This window comes from Spirillospora sp. NBC_01491, from assembly GCF_036227065.1.
Classification (GTDB): domain Bacteria; phylum Actinomycetota; class Actinomycetes; order Streptosporangiales; family Streptosporangiaceae; genus Spirillospora; species Spirillospora xylanilytica.
In genome coordinates, this window is sequence record NZ_CP109432.1 from 614,160 (window position 1) to 629,186 (window position 15,027).

A 15,027-nucleotide genomic window follows, 5' to 3' on the forward strand; every position below is an offset into this window, starting at 1 on the left:
AGGCGGGCCCGCCGCGGGCCGGGGCGGTGTCAGATCATGTCGGGGGTCCAGGGCGCCAGTGCGGTGCGGAGCTGGAGGCCGGCGCGGGCGGCGGCGCCGGGGCGCAGCTCCTCGACCAGGCCCGCCGCGGCCAGGCGCGGGACGGTCCGGCCGCCGAGGTAGAGCGCGGCCAGGGCCGAGGCGTCCAGCGCCAGGTCGGGGTCGGCGGTGGTGGGCGTCAGGGCGCCGGTGCCGTCGGCGGCGGTGTCCAGCAGCCAGCGGCCCGCGACATGGCCCTGGGGGTCGGCGACGTCCAGGACGGTGCGGCCGGGGACGTCGTAGGTGCGGGCGGCGAACGCGCGCGGCGCGTCCAGGACGCGCAGCCACATGTCCTCGGCCTGGTCCCCGGTCCACTCGGCGGCGCGGGGGTTGCGCAGCCACAGCGGGAGCGGGTCGTCGGGCGCGAGGTTGCGGACGGTCACGGTGCGGACCCAGTCGGCCTGGAGCGCGTGCCGCCACAGCGCGGCGGCGGCGCCGGGGCCGGTGGCCAGGACGTCGTCGACGGTGAGGGTCCCGTCGGGGTCGCCGCCGCTCCACCGCACCTGGGTGCGGTAGGTCATCACGCCGGTGGCGCGCCCGGCGGGGTCGCGGTGGACCGCGACGAACGGAGGGGTGAAGGTGTGGCCGGCGTCGACGGCCTCGCCGGTGGCGTACAGCCAGTGCCGCGGCGGGCGGCTGACGGCGCCGTGCCGGGCGGCGCGGACGCGGTCGTGCAGCGCGGGGCCGATCTCGGCGAGGTCGGCCAGGTCGGCCAGGTCGACGCGGCCGGGGGTCTGGCCGATGCCGGGGCGCAGGCCGCCCGAGCGGGGCACGTCGATGGTCAGGCCGCTGGAGCGGGCGGCGTGCCCGAACCCGAAGCGGCCGTAGATGCGGTGCTCGGAGGAGCACAGCGCGGCCAGGGCGTCGCCGCGGTCGCGGGCGCGCGCCAGGCCGGTCTCCAGCATCCGGGTGAGGATCCCGCGGCGGCGGTGGGTGGACAGCACGGCGATGTGGGCGATGCCGTCGGCGGGCAGGGCCGCGCCGCCGGGGACGGTCAGCTCCAGGGGGACGCCGCGCAGCACGCCGACGCAGCGGTCGCCCTCCCAGGCGCCGAGCAGGCGGCCGGGGTCGGCTCTGTGGCGCCACCAGGCGGCGGCGTCCTCCGGCGCGACCGGCGGTGACAGGAACGCGGCCCTGAGCGCGTTCACCCAGGCGGCCGACTCGCGCTCACCGGCGATCCGGATCTCGATGTCTGGCTGCGTCATGGTTCTCAACGCTACCGGGGCCGGGCGGCCAGGCGATCACGGTGTGCGCCCAGGTCAGTCCGGCGCCGAACCCGGCCAGCAGGACCAGCTCGCCGGCCGCGATCCCGCGGGTGCGGACGGCGCGGTCCAGGGCGTAGGGGAGGCTGGCGGCGCCGATGTTGCCGACGTCGTGCCCGGCGATGACCAGCTGGCCGGGGTTCAGGCCGGCCGCCCCGGCGAGCGAGGCGACCAGCAGGGGGTTGGGCTGGTGCGGGACGACCAGGGCCAGGTCGGCGGGTTCGACGCCGGCGGCGCTCGCCGCGTCGGCGACCAGCCGGGGCAGGATCGCGGTGATGAAGCCGCGGACGGCCCTGGCGTCCATCCTGATGGTGTGGCCGAGGGACTCCAGCGTCGCGGCGCTGGCGGGGGAGCGGCTCCCGCCGGCGGGGATCAGCACGTCGCCCGCGCGGGTGCCGTCGGACCCGAGGGTCACCGGGCCGGTGCCGTAGGGCGGTGGGACGGGCCCGACCACGGCGGCGGCGGCGCCGTCGCCGAACAGCGCCGAGGTGCTGCGGTCGGCGGGGTCGAGGAACCGGGAGTAGACCTCCACGCCGATCACCAGCGCGTTCGGGGCGGCGCCGCGCTGGGTGGCCAGCCAGCCGAGCGCGGTCTGGAGCCCGAACACGAACCCGGTGCAGGCGGCGGCGACGTCGAACGCGGCGGCGCCGCGGGCGCCGAGCAGCGCCTGGACGCGGCAGGCGGTGGAGGGGCCGAGCTCGTCGGGGGTGGAGGTGCCGAGCACGATGAGGCCGATGTCGCCGGGGCCGAGCCCGGCCGCGCGCAGCGCGGTGCGCGCGGCGGCGGCGGCCAGGTCGGAGGCGGCCTCCCCGGCGGCGGCGACGTGCCGGTGCCGGATCCCGGTGCGGTCCTCGATCCAGCCGGGGGGAAGGCCCATCGCCACCGACAGCTCGCTGCTCGGGATCCGCCGTCGGGGCAGGTGGGATCCGGTGCCGCGGATCGCCCAGGGGTGCCGTGCGGGCGGCTGCTCGGTGCTCATGCGTCGCTCCCTGTGCCCGGCCGGTGGGCCGGTGGTGTCGTCGGCCGGTCGGCGGATTCGGCGGGATCCGGCGCTGAGACGCCACCGATGGTTGTCAGACCGATCTCATGAGTGAATAATCCCATTTCATGACTTTTAATCCATGACACTTTGTGAAGGGACATTTATCCAATAAGAGAAGAGAGACTTCCCCTGAGGTAAGGAGACACCGCGTGTCCCCAGCCGCCACGTCCGCCACCTGGACCCAGGACCTCGAACCCGACGCCGCCTGCGCCTTCCTGTTCCCCGGTACCGGCTCGGCCGCCGCCCCCGACCTGCACGCCCTGGCCGGCTCCGGACCCGCCGCCGCCCGCATCGTCCACGACGTCCTGGACGCGGTCCAGGAAGGACTCCCGCCCGGCCGGCCACCGATGCGGTCGATTCTGCTCGAGCACCCCGACCGCTACCGCCCCGCCGCCCGCGCCCCCGGCGTCGCCCAGCTCGCCGCCTACAGTGCCTCGGTCGCCGTCGACCGCGTCCTGCGCGCGGCCGGCATCGTCCCCGCCCACGCCGTCGGGCAGAGCTTCGGGGAGATCGCCGCGCTGGTCTGCGCCGGCGCCTTCTCCATCGCCGACGGCGCCCGCATGGCCGTCAGCCTCGTCGACGTCCTGGCCCGCCGCGGCGCCGGCGGCGGCATGGGCCTGCTGGAGACCGGCGAGGACGGCGCCCGCGCCTGCATCGGCCTCGCCGCCGAACCCTCCGTCGTCGTCGCCTGCCTCAACGCCCCGTCGGTGACCGTCCTCAGCGGCCCCGACGCCCCCCTGGACCACGTCCTGGACGCCGCCCGCCGCTCCGGCGTCCGCGCCGTCCGCCTCGCCGTCCCCTACCTGTCGCACCACCCCTCGATGGCCGGCGCCGACGACGAATGGTACGAGCGGATCCGCCACTACCCGCAGCGCGGCCTGGAGGTACGGGTGCACTCCCCGGTCCGGGGCCGCGCCTACACCGACGGCGACGACCTGCACCGCGCCCTCGCCGACTGCATCGTCAAACCGGTACGGCTCCCCGAGACCCTGCGCGCCGTGGCCCGCGACGGCGCCACCGTCTTCACCGAGGCCGGCGCGGGCAACGCCCTGTGCGCATGCGCCCGCCTCACCATCCCCGGCGCGCAGACGCTGACGCCGCTGCGCGAGCGCACCCACCACGCCCAGACCGGCAAATCCGCGCCCGGAGTCGCCCCCGTCCCCCCACACCAAGACCACACCCCCCACACGGTCCCCGCCCCGCAACCCGGCACGGCCCCCGGCCCGCCCCCGTCCCCGAACCTGACAGGAGCACCGTGATGGGCACCGTGATGGGCACCGGCACCACCCCCGACCCCGCCCTGCTGCGCCTGGTCCGCGGCGACTCCCTGGACGCCAAGACCCGCGCCCGGCTGGACGAGGCCGTCCCGCCGGAATTCTTCGGCTACCCCGCCGGGCTCACCGCCCGCGAGCACCAGGCCCTCACCTACGCGCGGCTCCGCCGCGCCGGGCTCGCCGCGCCGCCCGCGCCCGAACTGCTGGCCGACCCGCCCGCCCTGTGCGCCCTGCTGGAACGCGCCGCGATCGCCGACCCGGCGCTGTTCCACGTCATGCTGCTGCACTACACCCTGGCGCTCGGCCCGATCCTGCGGTTCGGCGCCGGGCAGCGCGGCCCGGCGCAGGCCCGCGACGACCTGGAGACGATGGCCTCCTTCGGGACGCTGCTGATGACCGAGGTCGGCCGCAGCAACAGCCACCTGTCGCCCCGCACCCTGGCCCGCCACGACCCAGGGACCGGCGGGTTCGTGCTGTCCACCCCCGACGCCGAGGCCGCCAAGTTCCCCACCAACAGCGCCCACCCGCAGATCCCCAAGACCGCCGCCGTGTACGCCACCCTCGTCCACGGCGGCCTCGAACGGGGCGTGTTCGTGTTCGTCGCCCCGCTCCGCGGCCCCGATGGCCAGGTCCCCGAAGGCGTGCGGATCGTCCCCGCCCCCGAGACCGGCGGCCTCCAGGTCGACTACGCCGCCGTCCACCTCGACGGCCTGCGGCTGCCGCACGAGGCGTGGCTGCGCGACGGCGCCGGCATCGGCGACGACGGCGCCTTCCACGACCCGGCAGGCGACCCCGCGGCCCGCCTGACCCGCTCGATGGGCATCGCCCCCGCGGTATGGCGCGCGGTCATCGCCGCGTCCGCCGCGATCACCCGCGCGTCGGCGGCGGCGCTGCTGGCCCACTCCACCGGACGCCCCACCCTCGGCCGCCTCGCACCGCGCCGCCCCCTCACCGACTACCGCAACCAGCAGGAGGCGATCCTGGGCGCGCTCGCCTCCGCCTACGCGCTGACCGCCGTCGCCGGGCACGTCAAGGCGCGCCGCACCTCCGCCGACGCCCCCACCGCACCGGACGGGCCGGCACCCCCACCCGGGGCGGGCCCGTCGACGGCATGGGCGCCGTGGTCGGCGGTCGACCGCGACCTGGCCCTCCTCAAGACCGCCGCGACCCTCCAGGCCCAGGAGACGGTGTCGCTGTGCCGCGTCCACAGCGGCGCCCCCGGCTTCGCCGCCAACGACCGCCTCAACGGCTACCGCGGCCTCGCCCACGCCTACACCAACGCCGGCGGCGACAACGAGCTCATCCTGTTCGACACCGCGCGGGCCATGGCCGACCTGGACCGGTACACGCCACCGCACACCGCCGACCAGCCCCCCGGCGACGGCGACCTGACCTCACCGCCGATGTGGCTGCACCTGGCCGGCGGCTGCGAACGGCGCCTGCGGCGGCGCCTGGCCGACCGGGTCGCCGCCGGCCGGCGCGGCGGACAGGACGCCTTCACCGCCTGGAACGACAACCTCGCGCTGGCCACCCGCACCGCGACGGCCCACGCCGACCGCATCGTCCTGGAGATCCTGGCCGCCGCGCACACCGCCCACACCGGCGTCCTGCGGCAGGTGCTGACCCTGTACGCCCTCGGATGGATGGAACGCCGCGCCGGGATCCTGCTCAACGAGGGGATCATCGCGCCGGGCACCCTGGACCGGGTGTGGGAACTGCGCCGCCGCGTGTGCGACGAACTGGCGCCGCACGCCGCCGGGCTCGCCGCCGCGTTCGAGCTGCCCCCCGAGATCACCGCCCCGGCCCGGTGGGTCACTGAGACTTGACCCGCAGGCCCCACCCTGCGGCCGATCCGGTGCCCGCGGGGCCGGGTCCGCGCACGCCACGCCCGTACTTTCACAAGGAGCCCGGGGAACCAGCGCCGGGTGGCTACCGTTCTCGTTACAGACCGCGCGGCCGAATCGGGCCGCGCGAGCCCGATACGGAGGTAGACACAGTGGGAGTCAGTCTGAACAAGGGCGGCAACGTCTCGTTGAGCAAGGAGGCTCCCGGACTGACCGCGGTCGTGGTGGGTCTGGGCTGGGACGTGCGCACCACCACCGGCACCGACTTCGACCTGGACGCCAGCGCCCTGCTGTGCTCGGCCGAGAACAAGGTGCTGTCAGACCAGCACTTCGTGTTCTTCAACAACCTGAAGAGCCCGGACGGCAGCGTCGAGCACACCGGCGACAACCTGACCGGCGAGGGCGAGGGCGACGACGAGGCGATCAAGGTGAACCTGGCCGGCGTGCCGGCCGAGGTCGCCAAGATCGTGTTCCCGGTGTCGATCTACGACGCCGACGGCCGCCAGCAGAGCTTCGGGCAGGTCCGCAACGCCTTCATCCGCGTGGTCAACCAGGCCGACAACAGCGAGCTGGCCCGCTACGACCTGTCCGAGGACGCCTCCACCGAGACCGCCATGGTCTTCGGCGAGCTGTACCGCAACGGCGCCGAGTGGAAGTTCCGCGCGGTCGGCCAGGGCTACGCCTCCGGCCTGTCGGGCATCGCGTCCGACTTCGGGGTGAACGTCTGATCCACCGGCACGCGTCCGACCGGCGCGTTCCAGGGGGCGGCCCGGCGCCGGGCGCCGGGCCGCCCCCTTGCGCGCCGGGCCGGGATGCGGGCCCGGCCCAAGAGGCGGGCCAGGCCGGTCAGGTCAGGGGGACCACCGCGAGGGCCTCGACCTCGATCAGCAGGCCCTCGCGGACGAGGCCGGACACCTCGACCAGGGACGCCGCGGGTGTGACGCCGACCGGAAGCATCTCGTCACGGACGGAACGCACCACACCGGCGTGCCGCGCGTCGCGCAGGAAGTAGCCGATCCTGACGACGTGCTCCCAGCCGGCTCCGGCGGCGGTCAGCGCCGCCTCCAGGTTGGTGAACACCTGCCGGGTCTGCGCGGCCACGTCGCCCGCCCCGACGAGCTCGCCGGCACCGTCCACCGCGATCTGCCCGCTGAGCACGACCAGGCGGCCGGGCACGTCGACGGAGACGGCATGGCTGTAGCCGCGGCCCGGCGCGAGGCCGGGGGCGTTGATCTGGCGGATGCCGGCGCCGCCGGGCGCATTGCTCTCGCTCACATGATCAACCTACCGCCCGGCGCCCTCGGGGCCCGGGGCGCGCGCGGGGCGGGTCATGCACCAGGCGTGCGGTCCGCCGTCGGGAACGTCGGTCTCGGCGGTGACCTCGAAGCCGTACCGCCGATAGAAGCGCACGTTGCTCTCGGAGGCGGTCTCTAGATAGACGGGACGGCCCTCACGGTCGGCCTCGGCCAGCCCCGGACGCAGCACCGCGCCGCCGAGCCCGCGCCCCTGATGGCCGCGCCGCACCCCGATGGTCGCCAGGAACCACGCCGGGGTCACCGGCCGGTACGGCGCCACGGCCTGATCGGCCGCATGCGCCTGCGCCGCGCGGTCCCCGTGCAGCTCGGCGAGCTCGGGCGCGGTGAACAACTCCGCCGGGACCACCGTCGCGGGCGTGGTCCACACCGACACCGCGTTGACGGCGCCGTGGCCGCCGGCGACCCAGACGCGGCCGTGGGGCAGCCCGATGCGCTCGGTGAAGTAGAGCTGCAACGCCCGCACGCGGCGGGTGTGGTCGCCGGCGGCGACCGTCCAGCGCATCCAGGCGTAGTCGTGGAACGCCTCGGCGAGGGTGTCGGCGATGGCGGGCAGGTCCTGTGCGGTCGCGGGTCTCACCGCGATGTCTTCAGCGATCATTTGATGGCCACTGTAGGCACGTCCCGACGCGCGGCGCACGCCGGGACGCCGCCCCCACGCCGTCTCCCCGCGGGCGCGGGGGACCGCACCGCGCATCCACGGCCTGGCCCACAGCGCATCCGCGGGCGCATCCGCGGCGCGCCCGCCCGGGGGCGGGTCAGCCGAGCAGTTCGGCGCGCAGGCGGGTCTTGAGGAGCTTCCCCCCGGGGTTGCGGGGCAACTCCCCCTCCCGGAACCACAGGTGCGCGGGCACCTTGAACGACGCGATCCGCCCGGCGAGGAACTCCCGGAGCGCGGCGGGCGTGGCGGCGGCGCCGGGACGCAGCCGCACCACGGCGCCGACCTCCTCACCGAGGACCTGGTGGGGGACGCCGATGACCGCGCAGTCGAGCACCGCGGGATGCTCGTAGAGCGCGGCCTCGACCTCGGCGCAGTACACGTTCTCGCCGCCGCGGATGAGCATGTCCTTGGCACGGTCGACGATGTAGACGAACCCGTCGGCGTCGACCCTGGCCAGGTCGCCGCTGCGGAACCAGCCGCCCTCGAACGCCCGTCCGGTCGCCTCGGGCCTGTTCCAGTAGCCCTTGATGACGTTGGGCCCCCTGATCAGCAGCTCGCCGACCTCACCGTCCGGCAGGTCCTCACCCGCCGCCCCGACCACCCTGACGTCGCACACCGCGACCGGAGGCCCCACGCTGCCGGGACGCTCCAGGTAGTTCGCGCCGCTGTTGTAGGTGGTGACCGACGAGGTCTCGGTGAGCCCGTAGCCGTTGCCCGGAACGCGCTCGGGCAGCCGGTCGCCGATCGTGTCGACCAGCGCCGGGGGCGCGGGCGCGCCGCCGTAGCTGACGCCGGTGAGGCTGGAGGTGTCGTGCTCGCCGAACCGCGGATGGGTGAGCACCTGCCAGGCCATGCTCGGCACCCCGCCGAACGCGGTGACGCGCTCGCGCTCGATGAGCTCCAGCGCCCGCCCCGCGTCCCACTTGTGCATCAGCACCACGGTGCCGCCCTGGACGGCGCTGCCCACCAGGACCGAATGGCAGCCGGTCACGTGGAAGAACGGGACGCTCAGCAGCGTGACGCGCGGCCCGGGGGCCATCAGCTCGGCCAGCGGCCGGCCCGCGCGGACCCCGGCCGACAGCGTCCCGTAGGCGAGGTTGAAGGGAGTGCCGGCGATGTTGCGGTGGGTGCCGAGCGCGCCCTTGGCGCGGCCGGTGGTCCCGGAGGTGTAGAAGATCGTGGCGTCGTCCTCGGGGTCCAGCGGCACCGCGGGCAGCGCGGCGCCCCCGGGGACCTCGCCGAGCACGTCCCCGAACGCCTCGGTGCCCGGCACCGGCGGCCCGCCGCCACGCACCACGATCACCGGGACGCCCAGGCCGGGCAGCGCCGGCGCCAGCCGCCGGGCGCGCTCGGCGTCGGCGACCAGCAGCCGGGCACCGCTGTCGCGCAGCCCGTACTCCAGCTCGGCGGCGCTCCACCAGGCGTTGAGCGGAACGACGACGGCGCCCGCCACCGCGGCGGCGAAGAACACCACCGGCCACTCGGGATAGTTGCGCATCGCGATCGCGACACGGTCGCCCTTCCCGATCCCGTACCGCTCGATCAGCCGGCGCGCGAACACCGCGACCCGCGCGTGGTGCGCGGCGAAGCTCGTCCGCTCGTCCCCGTAGACCAGGAACGGCGCGTCGCCGTGGGCCAGCGACCCCTCCAGGACGTCCCGGAGCGTGCCGGGACCGTGCTTCCAGACCCGGGTCCGCACGCCGCGGACGTCGATCTCGTCCATCTCGAACGGCTGCCCCGGAGCGGTGATGGCCACCCGCACCTCAGCGATGCTCCGCACTGCGCACCTCCGGCGATCACGGTGTCCGTCCCGTGGCCGTCCGCCGAAGGTGATCGGCACACCGTGGGGCGAATCTACGATTCGGCCCGGCCGCCGGTCAACGGCCGCGCCGCACCCCCGCCCGACGCCGCTCCCAACCTGCGACAATAGGGGGCATGACCGAGCGCAAGCCCATCGAGTACTGGCTGTCGGACATGGACGGGGTGCTCGTGCACGAGGGCCGGCCCGTCCCCGGCGCCGACGAGTTCGTCCGGCGGCTGTCGGCCTCCGGCAAGCCGTTCCTCATCCTCACCAACAACTCGATCTACACGCGGCGGGACCTGTCGGCCCGGCTGTCGGCGATCGGGCTGGAGGTGCCGCCCGAGGCGATCTGGACCTCGGCGCTGGCCGCCGCCCGGTTCCTGGCCGACCAGCGGCCCGAGGGATCGGCGTACGTGATCGGCGAGGCGGGCCTGACCACCGCGCTGCACGAGGCCGGGTACGTGCTGACCGACCTGGACCCCGACTACGTGGTGCTCGGCGAGACCCGCACCTACAGCTTCTCCTCCATCACCCGCGCGATCCGGCTGATCGACCGCGGCGCCCGGTTCGTGGCGACCAACCCCGACCCGATCGGCCCGTCCCTGGAGGGCTCGCTCCCGGCGACCGGCGCGGTCGCCGCGATGATCACCAAGGCGACCGGGGTGGAGCCCTACTTCGTCGGCAAGCCGAACCCGCTGATGATGCGCAGCGCGCTGAACGTGGTCGGCGGGCACAGCGAGAGCACCGCGATGATCGGCGACCGGATGGACACCGACATCGTCGCGGGCGTGGAGGCCGGCCTGGAGACCATCCTGGTGCTGACCGGCGTGACCCGCCGGGAGCAGGTCGAGCGGTTCCCGTTCCGCCCCTCCCACGTGCTGGCCTCCATCGCCGACGTCATCGGCATGATCGACGGCTGACATCCGAAGGAGCACCCCGGCGATGCGCATGATCAGGGAGGCGGGCTCGCACGCACTGGAGATCCGCAGGTCCCGCTTCGTGTGCACGCTTGCCCGCGCGCACGGCGAGGCCGAGGCCGCCGCGTTCCTGGCCGGGCACCGCAAGGCGCACCGCGACGCCACCCACAACTGCACCGCCTACGTGCTGGGCGGGCACGGCGAGATCACCAAGAGCAGCGACGACGGCGAGCCCGCCGGCACCGCGGGGATCCCGATGCTGGAGGTGCTGGTGCGCCGCGGCCTGACCGACACCGTGGCGGTGGTCACCCGGCACTTCGGCGGCGTGAAGCTCGGCGCGGGCGGCCTGGTGCGCGCCTACGGGCGGGCGGTGGCCGGCGCGATCGACGCGGTCGGGCTGGTGGAGCTGAGGCCGGTGGTGACGGTCACGGTGGCCGTGGAGCACGCGCTGGCCGGCCGGTTCCTGGGCGACCTCCACGCCCGCGGCCCGCTCCCCTCCGACGTCCGCTACGGCGCGGGCGTGGAGGCCGACGTGCCGGTCCCGGCGCCCGGGCTGGAGGAGTTCGAGGCGTGGGCCGCCGAGGTCACCGCGGGCCGCGCACGGGTGCGGCGCGGCGCCGCCGGCCACGTCGAGGTGCCGATCGAGGACTGAGCCGGGAATGCGCGGGCGAGATCAACGGGTTCGTGCTGGTCATGGGGGAGTCGGGGATCGATCGGGAGAGGGTGCGCGCGGTGCTGGCCGCCGAGCGCGAGCGGACGCTGGCGCGGATCGGCGCGCTGGCGCGCGACCGCGCGGGGATCGTGGAGTCGGCGTCGCTGGTCGCGGTCGACGACGAGCACGACCCCGAGGGCGTCACGCTCGGATTCGAGCGCGCCCACGTGGAGAGCCTGCTCGCGGGCGCCGAACGGCGGCTGCGGGACCTGGACGGCGCCGCCGCGCGCCTGGAGGAGGGCACCTACGGCCGGTGCGCCGAATGCGGCGCGCAGATCGGCGCGGGACGCCTGGAGGCCCGCCCCGAGGCGTCCCGCTGCATCGCCTGCGCGTCCAGGCGGGCCTGAACCCGCCCGCTCCGTGCGGCCGTCCGGCCGTCCCGCTCCGTCGAGCCCGGTTTCGCCGGACGGTTCGGCGCCGCCGGTTCGGCGCCGCCGGTCAGGCGGGCACGGCCAGGCCGGGACGGCAGCGCAGGCAGGGACGGTACCCGGCGGCCTCGGCGGCGGCGACCGTGCGGAACCCGCGCCGGTGCGCAGGCGTGATGCGGCGCGCGTCGCCGCAGGTGGGGTAGCACACGATGCCGGTGGTGTCGCTGCCGAGGAAGAACACGCCCTCCCGGGCGAACCCGGCGACCGCGTCGAGATCGACGTCCTCGGCCCGCAGCAGCCCCTCCTTGGCGGACGCGCCGAACACGTACTGGCCGGGGGAGCCGTCCGAGCGGGTGACGCGGTGGCAGGGGATCAGCAGCGGCACCGGGTTGCGGCCGAGGGCCGATCCCGCCGCACGCACGGCCTTCGGGCGGCCCGCCTGGCGCGCCACCCACGCGTAGGGGCGGGTCTGCCCGCGGGGGATCGTCGCGGTGGCGCGCAGCACCGCCGCCTCGAACTCGCTCAGCCCCCGCAGGTCCAGCCGCAGCCCGCCGAGCCTGCCGCTGCGCAGCGCCGGCAGCAGCCCGGCGGGCGTACGGCCCGCCGGCAGCAGCGGCCGGGCGAACCGCGCCCGGAACTCGGCGGCGAACTCGCGCTCGTCCACCCCGGCGCGGACGAACGCGACGCCGTGGTCGGTGAAGGCGACGTGCAGGCCGTCCAGCGGACCGGGGACCTGGACGCGGCGCGCGGCGATGCGGTCCAGCAGCGCGGCGGGCGCGTCGGTGGCCAGTGCGGCCAGCCCGGCGGTGAGCGGGTCGTGCCCGAAGCCGCCCTCACCGGTGCCGGTGCCGGGGTTCGGGTCGCGGGTGGGCGGGTCGAAACGCGTCATGAGGTGCCCCCTCGGGTGGCGTGCAGCGTGCGGAGCCGGGCCAGGCCCCGGGAGATGTGGGATTTGACGGTGCCGACCGGAACGTCCAGCACCGTGGCGATCTCGGCGACGGGCAGGTCGGCGACGTGCCGGAGCACGACCGCGGCGCGCTGCGCCTCGGGCAACTCGCCCAGCAGTCCGGCCAGCTCCCGGCCGGTCTCGTGCCGGGCCGCGGCGCCCTCGACGTCCTGGCCGGGATCGGCGGGGTCGGGCGCCTCCTCCAGCGGCCCGGATGCAGGCCGCCGCGCCGCGGTGCGCAGGTTGTTGCGCCACACGTTCATCAGGATCGTCATCAGCCAGGCCCGCGGCCGCAGCTCGGCGATCCGGCCCGGCCCGTAGCCGCACAGCGCCCGGTAAGCGCGCAGGAACGCCTCGGCCGCCAGGTCCTCGGCCTCGGCCCGGCGCCCGCACAGCCGCAGTGCCGAGGAGAACACCGCGCCTCGGTACGCCTCGTACAGGGCGGCGAACCCGGCGTCCAGATCGTCGGCGAGCGCGGCCACGACCGCGTCGCCCACCGGGGCGGCCCCCGGCTCGGCCCCGGGCTCGAGTTCGGGCTCGGTCACCGGGGTGAGAACTTCGTCCGTTACCGTCACATAGTCTCCAACACCGCCGCGCCTCGCCAGGTTGCGCCGTGGCGTCCCGTCCCGTGCGGTCCCCTGGGGGCGGGGGCGTACCCGGGCGGGTCAGTTCAGCCAGCCGGGGCGGATCACCCCGGTCTCGTAGGCCAGGACCACGAGCTGCGCGCGGTCGCGCGCCCCCAGCTTGGACAGGATACGGCTGACGTGGGTCTTGGCCGTCGCGGGGCTGAGCACCAGCCGCGCGGCGATCTCCTCGTTCGACAGCCCCGCCGCGACCAGCTCCAGCACCTCGCGCTCGCGGTCGGTGAGGGCGTTCAGCTCGACCGCCGGCGGCGGGGCGGTGATCCGGGACGCGAACTCGGCGATGAGCCGCCGGGTCACCGTGGGCGCCAGCAGCGCGTCGCCGCGCGCCACCACCCGCACCCCGTGGATCAGCTCGGTCGGCTCGGTGTCCTTGACCAGGAACCCGCTGGCCCCGGCCTTGATCGCGCCGTACACGTAGTCGTCCAGGTCGAACGTCGTCAAGATCACCACCCGGACCGCCTCCAGCCGGGCGTCGGTCGTGATCCGCCGGGTCGCCTCCAGGCCGTCCAGCACCGGCATCCGGATGTCCATCAGCACCACGTCGGGGCGCAGTTCGGCGGCCAGCCGGACCGCCTGCTCCCCGTCCCCGGCCTCGGCGACGATCTCGATGTCGTCCTCGCCCTCCAGGATCGAGCGGAACCCCGCCCGCACCAGCGTCTGGTCGTCGGCCAGCACAACCCGGATCACATGATCTCCCTCGTCTGTCCGGCCGGCCCGCCGAGCGGCAGCCGTGCCCATACCCGGAACCCGCCCGCCGGGCCCGGCCCGGCGGTCAGCTCCCCGCCCGCCGCGGCGGCGCGCTCCCGCATCCCGCGCAGCCCGTTCCCGTGGACCACCGCGTCCGGATCGGACGGCCCGGTCCCGTCGTCGTCGACCTGCACGACCACCGCCTCGGCCGTCCGGCGGACACCGACCGTGACGGCCGCCGCCCCCGCGTGCCGCAGCGCGTTGGTCAGCGCCTCCTGCACGATCCGGTACCCCGCCAGGTCGACCGGCGCCGGCAACCCCGCCAGCACCTCGAACGCGGCCAACGCCCCACCCCCGGCCACCCCCTCGACCCCGGCTCCCGCCCCCGCCCCGGCCCCCGCCCCGACCTCGGGTTCGGGTTCGGGGCCCGGCTCGCCGGGAGCGGGCCGGGCCGGGGGAGCCAGATCACCGGCGAGGCGGACCCTCAGCCCGGCCGCCGAGGCCCGCTCCAGCAGTTCCCCGAGCCGCACCAGCGACGGCGCGGGCGCGACCGGAGGCCCGCCCCCCGCCCCGTCCTGGTCGACCTGCCGCAGCACCCCCAGCACCCCGCGCAGCTCCCGCAGCGTCACCTTGCTCGCCACCTTGATCGCCTCCAGCGAGGCGTAGGCCTGCGCCGGGTCGTCGCGCCGGAACAGCGCCGCACCCGCCTGCACGTTGATCAGCGAGATCTGGTGGGCGAGCACGTCGTGCAGCTCCCGCGCGATCCGCAGCCGCTCCTCGGTCGCGCGCCGCCGCGCCTCCTCCTCACGGCCCCGCTCGGCCTCGGCGGCGCGCAGCTCGGCCGCCAGGATCCGGGCCCGCCGGTCCCGCACGTACTGGCCGAGCGCGACCGTGCCCACCAGGAACGCGCTGAGGCTCGCGACCGCCCCCGAGTCCACGACCGGGCTCCGACGACCCGGATCGGCGTCGCGCAGCAGCCCGGCGACGACGAACGCGACGTCGATCGCGACGATCGCGCCCAGCGCCACCACCAGCCGGCACTCCAGCGCCGCATTGAACAGCGCCACCAGGAACACGAAGGCCAGCGGCCCGTCGGGATACCCCATCGGGTAGTACAGCGGCGCCACCAGGCCCGACACCACCAGCACCAGGATCGGACGCCGGCGCCGGAACACCAGCGGTACCGTCCCGACCAGGATCAGCAGCACCCCGCCCGGCCAGATCGGCGCGTCCCCGGGCCGCGCCGCCGCCCACGACATCACCAGCGTGATCACCGCCGCCGCGGCGGCCAGCGCGACGTCGCCCGCGAACCCGCGCGGCCACCACCGGCCGCGCGGCCCGCCGACGCCGCGCGGGGGACCGGATGTGGGCATACTCACCGCCTCAGCGTAAAACGGCGGATTCGCCCATACCGCCCGGCACTCATCGTATGCCCGGCAGCCCCCGCCGATCCCTGACTTTCGGCAGTGTCGACGCAG

Annotated in this window: 15 protein-coding genes; 6 read left to right on the forward strand and 9 right to left on the reverse strand. The window is 75.8% G+C overall.

Annotation, left to right across the window (positions count from 1 at the left end; genetic code table 11):
- Nucleotides 1-29: 29 nt before the first annotated feature.
- Together OHA34_RS03015 and OHA34_RS03020 are read right to left on the reverse strand one after the other, a co-directional pair.
- Complete coding sequence (locus tag OHA34_RS03015) at nucleotides 30-1,283, reverse strand: GNAT family N-acetyltransferase (RefSeq protein WP_329520621.1); 1,254 nt, start codon at nucleotides 1,281-1,283, stop codon at nucleotides 30-32.
- Nucleotides 1,246-2,319 carry a 3-oxoacyl-ACP synthase III family protein gene (locus OHA34_RS03020; protein WP_329520622.1) on the reverse strand — a complete coding sequence of 358 codons (1,074 nt, stop codon included), beginning with the start codon at nucleotides 2,317-2,319 and terminating at the stop codon, nucleotides 1,246-1,248. The genes OHA34_RS03015 and OHA34_RS03020 overlap by 38 nt, the downstream gene beginning before the upstream one ends.
- A 212-nt stretch (nucleotides 2,320-2,531) precedes the next feature.
- Here OHA34_RS03020 and OHA34_RS03025 point away from each other — a divergent pair, with 212 nt between their 5' ends.
- The 3 genes from OHA34_RS03025 to OHA34_RS03035 all read left to right on the forward strand — a co-directional run bounded on the left by OHA34_RS03025 (nucleotide 2,532) and on the right by OHA34_RS03035 (nucleotide 6,228).
- On the forward strand, nucleotides 2,532-3,641 hold the full coding sequence (locus tag OHA34_RS03025) for an ACP S-malonyltransferase (protein ID WP_329520623.1): 1,110 nt from the start codon (nucleotides 2,532-2,534) through the stop codon (nucleotides 3,639-3,641).
- On the forward strand, nucleotides 3,641-5,482 hold the full coding sequence (locus OHA34_RS03030) for an acyl-CoA dehydrogenase (RefSeq protein ID WP_329520624.1): 1,842 nt from the start codon (nucleotides 3,641-3,643) through the stop codon (nucleotides 5,480-5,482). Before OHA34_RS03025 ends, OHA34_RS03030 begins: the two co-directional genes overlap by 1 nt.
- A gap of 170 nt (nucleotides 5,483-5,652) precedes the next feature.
- Nucleotides 5,653-6,228, forward strand: coding sequence for a TerD family protein (locus OHA34_RS03035; RefSeq protein ID WP_285943486.1), 576 nt, complete (start codon nucleotides 5,653-5,655; stop codon nucleotides 6,226-6,228).
- 118 nt (nucleotides 6,229-6,346) lie between these two features.
- On the opposite strand, the gene OHA34_RS03040 is transcribed toward OHA34_RS03035, so the two are convergent.
- The 3 genes from OHA34_RS03040 to OHA34_RS03050 all read right to left on the reverse strand — a co-directional run bounded on the left by OHA34_RS03040 (nucleotide 6,347) and on the right by OHA34_RS03050 (nucleotide 9,254).
- Nucleotides 6,347-6,775, reverse strand: a complete 429-nt coding sequence (locus OHA34_RS03040; protein ID WP_285943485.1) for a RidA family protein — start codon at nucleotides 6,773-6,775, stop codon at nucleotides 6,347-6,349.
- Nucleotides 6,776-6,784: 9 nt separating this feature from the next.
- Complete coding sequence (locus OHA34_RS03045; protein WP_285943484.1) at nucleotides 6,785-7,414, reverse strand: GNAT family N-acetyltransferase; 630 nt, start codon at nucleotides 7,412-7,414, stop codon at nucleotides 6,785-6,787.
- Between the two features lie 157 nt (nucleotides 7,415-7,571).
- Nucleotides 7,572-9,254 (reverse strand): class I adenylate-forming enzyme family protein, encoded by a 1,683-nt coding sequence (locus OHA34_RS03050; protein ID WP_329520625.1) that lies wholly within the window; start codon nucleotides 9,252-9,254, stop codon nucleotides 7,572-7,574.
- Nucleotides 9,255-9,409: 155 nt separating this feature from the next.
- Here OHA34_RS03050 and OHA34_RS03055 point away from each other — a divergent pair, with 155 nt between their 5' ends.
- The 3 genes from OHA34_RS03055 to OHA34_RS03065 are packed head-to-tail and all read left to right on the forward strand — an operon-like array spanning nucleotide 9,410 to nucleotide 11,251.
- Nucleotides 9,410-10,195 carry an HAD-IIA family hydrolase gene (locus OHA34_RS03055; protein ID WP_285943483.1) on the forward strand — a complete coding sequence of 262 codons (786 nt, stop codon included), beginning with the start codon at nucleotides 9,410-9,412 and terminating at the stop codon, nucleotides 10,193-10,195.
- A gap of 22 nt (nucleotides 10,196-10,217) precedes the next feature.
- Nucleotides 10,218-10,844 (forward strand): IMPACT family protein, encoded by a 627-nt coding sequence (locus OHA34_RS03060; RefSeq protein ID WP_329520626.1) that lies wholly within the window; start codon nucleotides 10,218-10,220, stop codon nucleotides 10,842-10,844.
- 41 nt (nucleotides 10,845-10,885) lie between these two features.
- Nucleotides 10,886-11,251 carry a TraR/DksA family transcriptional regulator gene (locus tag OHA34_RS03065; RefSeq protein WP_285943838.1) on the forward strand — a complete coding sequence of 122 codons (366 nt, stop codon included), beginning with the start codon at nucleotides 10,886-10,888 and terminating at the stop codon, nucleotides 11,249-11,251.
- A 91-nt stretch (nucleotides 11,252-11,342) separates the two neighbouring features.
- Here the strand turns inward: OHA34_RS03065 and OHA34_RS03070 are convergent, their stop codons facing one another.
- From OHA34_RS03070 to OHA34_RS03085, 4 genes are all read right to left on the reverse strand, one after another.
- Nucleotides 11,343-12,161: a methylated-DNA--[protein]-cysteine S-methyltransferase gene (locus OHA34_RS03070; protein ID WP_329520627.1), complete on the reverse strand. Its 819-nt coding sequence runs from the start codon at nucleotides 12,159-12,161 to the stop codon at nucleotides 11,343-11,345.
- A complete protein-coding gene (locus OHA34_RS03075; protein WP_285943480.1) occupies nucleotides 12,158-12,793 on the reverse strand; it encodes an RNA polymerase sigma factor in 636 nt (211 codons plus the stop codon). Before OHA34_RS03075 ends, OHA34_RS03070 begins: the two co-directional genes overlap by 4 nt.
- Nucleotides 12,794-12,883: 90 nt before the next feature.
- Nucleotides 12,884-13,549 carry a response regulator transcription factor gene (locus OHA34_RS03080; protein WP_329520628.1) on the reverse strand — a complete coding sequence of 222 codons (666 nt, stop codon included), beginning with the start codon at nucleotides 13,547-13,549 and terminating at the stop codon, nucleotides 12,884-12,886.
- The gene (locus tag OHA34_RS03085; RefSeq protein WP_285943478.1) at nucleotides 13,546-14,928 is read right to left on the reverse strand and encodes a sensor histidine kinase; all 1,383 of its coding nucleotides are present in this window, start codon (nucleotides 14,926-14,928) and stop codon (nucleotides 13,546-13,548) included. The genes OHA34_RS03080 and OHA34_RS03085 overlap by 4 nt, the downstream gene beginning before the upstream one ends.
- Nucleotides 14,929-15,027: the final 99 nt, after the last annotated feature.

Bases quoted from the DNA above. Each gene is read 5' to 3' on its own strand.
- OHA34_RS03015 (WP_329520621.1), bottom strand. From the start codon at position 1,283: ATGACGCAGCCAGACATCGAGATCCGGATCGCCGGTGAGCGCGAGTCG.
- OHA34_RS03020 (WP_329520622.1), bottom strand. From the start codon at position 2,319: ATGAGCACCGAGCAGCCGCCCGCACGGCACCCCTGGGCGATCCGCGGC.
- OHA34_RS03030 (WP_329520624.1), top strand. From the start codon at position 3,641: ATGGGCACCGTGATGGGCACCGGCACCACCCCCGACCCCGCCCTGCTG.
- OHA34_RS03045 (WP_285943484.1), bottom strand. From the start codon at position 7,414: ATGATCGCTGAAGACATCGCGGTGAGACCCGCGACCGCACAGGACCTG.
- OHA34_RS03055 (WP_285943483.1), top strand. From the start codon at position 9,410: ATGACCGAGCGCAAGCCCATCGAGTACTGGCTGTCGGACATGGACGGG.
- OHA34_RS03060 (WP_329520626.1), top strand. From the start codon at position 10,218: ATGCGCATGATCAGGGAGGCGGGCTCGCACGCACTGGAGATCCGCAGG.
- OHA34_RS03065 (WP_285943838.1), top strand. From the start codon at position 10,886: ATGGGGGAGTCGGGGATCGATCGGGAGAGGGTGCGCGCGGTGCTGGCC.
- OHA34_RS03070 (WP_329520627.1), bottom strand. From the start codon at position 12,161: ATGACGCGTTTCGACCCGCCCACCCGCGACCCGAACCCCGGCACCGGC.